This window comes from Acinetobacter puyangensis, from assembly GCF_900096995.1.
GTDB classification, from domain to species: domain Bacteria; phylum Pseudomonadota; class Gammaproteobacteria; order Pseudomonadales; family Moraxellaceae; genus Acinetobacter; species Acinetobacter puyangensis.
On record NZ_OANT01000011.1, the window covers coordinates 86,854 to 93,173 of the forward strand.

Genomic DNA, 6,320 nt, shown 5'->3' on the forward strand with positions numbered 1-6,320 from the left:
GATCATGGAAATGTATTGACATATATATATTAAAAATTGATTTTTTTTTGCATAAAAAATTGATAAATAATTATTTTGATGCCTTAGAAACTTTTCTAAAGATTTTTTTTGATGTTAAAAAATAAGGATTAAATAAGAATTTTTTATTTATGATTTGTAAGGTTGGATATTATTGGGTTATATTTTATAATTGTGTAAAATAATATTATCTATATAAGAAATTTTAAAAAATGATATTTTAAATTTAATTGAAAGCATGCTGAAGCTAAAATAATATTTTTGATGTATTTTATACAAATAATAAGATTAGGATTTATATCTAAAGAGTTTAGTTTAGTCAATTAGTTATAATAAAAACAATATATTAATGGAAGAGAATATGTTTTTTTTAAAAAACTTATCTGATATAAATATTTAGATGAAATTTTAAATTAATTAATTTTTATTTAAGTAAAATTAAAAAAATATATAATTGTTAAGATTTACTTAAATTGTAAGTGGTAATAATTATCATCAGAATACAAAAATATAAATAACTTCATAAAATATTATGAAATTTTATTATATAAAAATTAAAAATTCATTCATGAAATTTATTATTTAAGAGGTTGAGTGACAATTTCTGACATTATTTATTATTTATTTTGCTGTTGTTGACAATTTTTGTCAATTTTATCGATGATTTCATCTTGTTTTTTTGGAAAATATGAATATTTGTTAATCTATGGTTGATTTTTGGATCTTTTTTGTTCTTCTAAAGTGTGATACTGTTCGCATAATTTTACTATTATCAAAATAAAATCATATCTTTTGACAATAGTGATAAATTTTTTGACAAAAATACTCCATGGAGATGCTGTAATGAACAAGATTTATAGGGTTGTATGGAATGCCAGTTTAGGAGCTTGGGTTGCTGTTTCTGAAATTGCAAAAGGTAAAACTAAAAGTAAAGTAGCAAAAGTGGCAGTCAGTGCAGCAATTTTGATAGCAGTGGTTGGGGGAATGCCTGCTTATGCAGTGGATCAAACAGTCGATGGGAATTTGACTGTTAATGGAAATATTACTGTCAGTGGAACAGTGGAAGGGGTGGATGTAGCGAATTTAAATAGTCAAGTTAATCATGCGACTACGGGTTTAGCAACTAAAGCATCTCAAGCAGCCTTAGATACAGAAAAGGGCAGAATTGATACTCTAAACAGTACGGTTAATAATGCGACTACGGGTTTAGCAACTAAAGCATCGCAAGCAGCTTTAGATACAGAAAAGGGCAGAATTGATACTCTAAACAGTACGGTTAATAATGCAACTACGGGTTTAGCAACTAAAGCATCGCAAGCAGCTTTAGATACAGAAAAGGGCAGAATTGATACTCTAAACAGTACGGTTAATAATGCAACTACGGGTTTAGCAACTAAAGCATCGCAAGCAGCTTTAGATACAGAAAAGGGCAGAATTGATACTCTAAACAGTACGGTTAATAATGCAACTACGGGTTTAGCAACTAAAGCATCGCAAGCAGCTTTAGATACAGAAAAGGGCAGAATTGATACTCTAAACAGTACGGTTAATAATACAACTATAGGTTTGGCAACTAAAGCATCGCAAGCAGCCTTAGATACATTAGCTGATAAATCAATTACCTTCACAAGTGAGGATGGTAGTGTTAATCGTAAATTGGGCGAAACATTAACAATTCAGGGTACTGGTAGTAATGTTAATACATCAGTAAGCGGTAATACTTTAAGTGTTACCCTAAATAATGCACTTGATTTAACAAGTATAGGTAGTGTCACCACAGGTGCAACAAAGATAAATAATGCAGGTTTAACAACGACAGGTGCAGTAAGTACAGGCACATTAACAACGACAGGTGCGGCAACTGTTGGCGGTACATTAGATGTAAGTGGTGGTGCAAGTTTAAACAACCAAAAGATTACCAGTCTGGGAGCAGGTAATGTTGCAGCGGGCAGTACCGATGCTGTGAATGGCGGGCAGCTTTATAATTCCAATGTGAGTATTGCGAATGCATTGGGAACTACAGTGGCAACAGATGGTACGCTTGCGGCACCAACTTATCTGGTTTCTGATGGTAAAGGTAGTGCTCAATCATTCAATAATGTTAAAGATGCAATAGAGTTCATTACTGGTGCCAACACGGGATCAGGTGTTGGTATTAAATATTTTCATGCCAATTCTACAAAATCAGACTCAGTTGCCAATGGTAGTGACTCAGTTGCGATTGGTCCTGTATCAGTTGCTGATGGCGCCAGTTCAATTGCGATGGGCGATGGTGCAATAGCTAGTGCAGATACCAGTATTGCAATTGGTAAATCTACGCAAGCTGCGGGTAAAAATAGTGTCAGTATCGGTGAAAGTGCGCAAGCAGCTCAGGATAATAATGTGGCGATTGGTTCACAGACTAGTGCAATCGGTGCCAATAGTACAGCGATAGGCGTTTCGACTGGAAATCGTACAATTACTTATGACACTGACTCAGGTAATACCAAAATAGTCTCTGTAAATGGTATCGCTGTTACTGCTACCAGTACAGATCCAAGTAGCATCACTGCGATCAGTGGTGTGGTAATGACATCCGAACAGGTAAGCCAATTCCTAACTGCTTTGGCAAGTGGTGCCAATATTGCCTTGGGAAATAATAGTCTCTCTGCCGGTACGTCAACATTGGCTACAGGAAGCTCAAGTGTCGCATTAGGCGATTCCTCCATAGCTACGGGTGAAAAATCTATTGCAATTGGTACTCAGGCGAATGCCAATGGTACAAGTGGGATTGCTGTTGGATCATTAGCCAATGCTGCTAATCAGGCTGTAGCAATAGGTGAAAGCACAAGTGCTACATCGAATGCGGTAGCAATAGGTGAAGGTGCAGTTTCGGCAGTGGGTAAAGGAGTATCTATTGGTTATCAGGCAGGAACTGGTTCTGTACAGGGCAACAATAATGATCGTGTTGACCATATCGCTATTGGTAATCAGGCTGGACAGAATGTAATAGGTAATCAAAATATTGCTGTTGGTACAGGAGCTGGATCCAATTTATCTTCAGCAGATATAAGTAGTTCTGATCACAACATTGCGATTGGTACTGATTCAGGTACTTATCTTGATGGCGATGATAATATTTCGATTGGTAATAAAAGTAATAGCAATAGTAGCAATACAGAAATACGAAATTCGGTAGCCTTGGGGTCAGCAACAACAGCAACATCTTATTCGACAGTCGTAGGTTATGGTGCGAATGCTGTTGGTGACTATGCCACTGTACTTGGAAATGGTGCTAAAGTAAGTGGTGGACATGGTACCGCTTTGGGTGCTGATTCGAATGCATCCTCAACGAATGTAGCGCTTGGTTCATCCAGTATTGCAACCCAAAATTCTACTACAGCTTCTTATTTAGTTAGCGATCCTGTAGGATTTAGCTCATACAATATTGTTTCTGTGGGCAATGCAGGATCTGGTGGTACAATTACTCGCCGTATTACCAATGTAGCACCTGGTGGCGATGCAACAGACGCAGTTAATGTTAGTCAGTTAACACAATTACAAAAAAATGTTGCAACAATTCTGGGTACCACAGGTTCTACCGATACAAGTCTTGGAAGTGTTGAAGTTAATGGTACTAATTATGGTAGTGTTACCGCAGCGTTGGCAGCAGCACTGAATGCTACGGGTGGTGGCAGCAATACCTTGCCAGCAGATTATTATGTGACCTATACCAATGCAGATCAAAAAGAAATTGCGCTGGCGGCAAATGCTGGTGAGGGCACAACCATTACCAACGTAAAAACAGATGCCACAGATACTAGTTCAGCAGCAAATGTGGCTTATGTTAATGATGCTGTCAATAATGCCAAGGTTAAATATGTTGCAGTGAATAGTACTCGTCAGTCTAATTCGCAAAGTAATCAGGCAAGTGGTAATGATTCATTGGCAATAGGTGCTGCTGCATCAACTTCTGCTGTTGCAACCAATGGTATTGCTGTAGGTTTTGATGTGTCTGCATCAAATACTAATAGTGTGGCACTGGGAAGTAATCATACTGATGCAAGTGGTAAAAACTCAATAGCTATTGGTACATATACTGCTGCCAAAGATGAAAATAATGTTGCAATTGGTACCAATGTTGTCAGTGATGGTGTTGATAGTATTGTGATGGGGAATAATGCTCAGGCAGATTCTACCGGACAAAGTGTTGATTATGCTGTTGTGATTGGTAGTAATGCGGAAGTGCAAAACGCTGAAAGCGGTACTGCTATTGGTCAAAAAGCTAAAGTTAAAGCCGATAATGGCGTCGCTATTGGAAATGAAGCTGTTGTATCTGATGGAGCGAAACAAGGTATAGCAGTAGGTCGTTTGGCAACTGCAGCAGGTGAAAATTCAGCAGCCATTGGACGAAATTCACAAGCTTCTGGTAATAAAGCATATGCGATTGGTGATGCTGCTAATGTTCTGGCAGATAATGCCACTGCATTAGGGGCTTCCGCTGCGGTTTATTCTGGCGCAACCAATGCAAATGCAATTGGTAATGGTGCAGTTGTGAATTCTGGCGCAACCAACGCAAATGCGATAGGGAATCGTGCAATTGTTAATACAGATGCGTCAAGTGCGAATGCTATTGGCGATGGTGCGCAGGTTTACGCCACTAATACTAATGCAATTGGTACTGAGGCCAAAGCGAAAGCTAAAGGAAGTACCGCATTGGGTACCTCTGCATTGGCAGGTGAAAATGCGGTAGATTCAACTGCGATTGGTACAAATGCACAGGTTTATGCGAGCAATGCTAATGCATTGGGTACATTGGCAATCGTTCAATCTCAGGCAAAAAATGGTTTGGCACTGGGTGCAAATACGACTGTAACACATGAAAATGCAGTTGCTTTGGGGAGTAGTTCGGTATCTGGTGTTGCAAGTCCAACAACAGGCGCAGTTATTAACGGAAAAACATATAGTTATGCTGGAATAACACCTACTTCTACCGTCAGTGTAGGTAGTGTGGGTAATGAACGTCAGATTATTAATGTTGCCGCTGGTCGAGTGACGGCAAATAGCACAGATGCAATTAATGGTAGTCAGCTTTTCCAGACCAATACCGAATTGGCTAAAGTTGCAACCGATACAGCCGCAGCCTTGGGTGGGAATGCATCAGCGGGTACAACAGCTGGAGGGATTACTGCACCAAGCTATATCATCACTAAAACAGACGGTACAACTTATACCGCTGCAAATAATGTGGGTACGGCTTTATCAAACTTAAATGCAGAAGTTGTGAAACCACTTACCTTTGCTGCGGATTCGGGCAGTGTTGCGCGTACATTAGGTAGTACCCTGAATATTAAAGGTGGTAAAACAACTGATCTGACAGACAATAATATAGGCGTAGTCGCCAGTGGCGATACGCTCACGGTCAAACTAGCCAAAGATATTAATTTAGGCTCTACTGGTAGTGTGACCACAGGTAATACCGTTGTTAATAATAATGGCTTAGTCATTAATAATGCAGATACCACAAAAATTGTGAGTGTTACAGGATCTGGTATCAATGCTGGTAATCACGTCATAAGCAATGTAGCTAGTGGTGGTACAACAGTCACCAATGCTGCGAATATAGGTGATGTTCAAAAAGCATCATCAACGGTTGTTGCCGGAACAAATGTCACTAGTGTTACCTCAAATAGCACGACTACAGGAACAACTTATGCTGTCAATGCAAATGGTACAACTGCATCGGCTGGTTCTTCTGCAGTTACGGTAACAGCAGGATCAAAAGATACGAACAATGTCACCAATTATGCTGTTGATTTAAGTGCTTCAACCAAATCGGATATCCAGCAAGGTGTTGATGCAAAGACAGCCACAGACAAAGGCTTGAACTTTGCGGTGAATGGTGGAGCTGGCGACAATGTTAAACTGGGTGATACGGTTAACTTTGCCAATGGAACAAATACGACAGCCACTTATGATGCAGCGAGCAATACTTACAAATATGGGCTGAATGACAACATTACATTGACCAATGCAGGCAGTGTGACTGTAGGTGCGACACAGGTAGATAACAGTGGTGTACAAGCAGGTACAATCAAGCTTGATGCATCTACAGGTAAAATCAAAGGCGTAACGGCTGGTGAGGTATCTGCAATATCTACCGAAGCAGTCAATGGTAGCCAGCTATATAGCACCAACCAGAATGTAACGACTGCCCAAAATGCAGCAGATACAGCACAAGCGACAGCAGACAAAGGCTTGAACTTTGCGGTGAATGGTGGAGCTGGCGACAATGTTAAACTGGGCGATACGGTTAACTTTGC

Annotated in this window: 1 protein-coding gene; it reads left to right on the forward strand. The window is 39.3% G+C overall.

Features of this window, described 5'->3' with window-relative positions:
• Window positions 1-861: 861 nt before the first annotated feature.
• Window positions 862-6,320 (forward strand): ESPR-type extended signal peptide-containing protein (locus CRO21_RS15265; RefSeq protein WP_265734868.1); only part of this gene is annotated, 5,459 nt, incomplete at its 3' end.